Genomic DNA, 281 nt, shown 5'->3' on the forward strand with positions numbered 1-281 from the left:
AAAGTCTGACGGCTACGGGTTACGTCGCCGCGGCGACAGATGCTGAAAACGACGCCCTGACCTACAGCATCGCCGGCGGGGCCGATGCCGCCCTTTTCGGCATTGACGCCGCGACGGGAGCCCTCAGCTTCCTGGCCGCACCGAACTTCGAAGCGCCGGGTGATGCCGGCGGCAACAATGTCTATGACGTCACCCTCCGCGTCAGCGATGGTGTTCATACGGTCGACCGCGCCGTCATGGTCACCGTCACCAATGTCAACGATGTGGCGCCGGTCTTTACA

General features: G+C 63.3%; 1 protein-coding gene. It reads left to right on the forward strand.

What is annotated here, in order from left to right; translation table 11 throughout:
• On the forward strand, window positions 1-281 hold a 281-nt coding region (locus ABAC402_RS40540), incomplete at both ends, for a cadherin repeat domain-containing protein (RefSeq protein WP_040410163.1).

The sequence above is a fragment of the Asticcacaulis sp. AC402 genome (genome assembly GCF_000495835.1).
Taxonomy (GTDB): Bacteria; Pseudomonadota; Alphaproteobacteria; order Caulobacterales; family Caulobacteraceae; genus Asticcacaulis.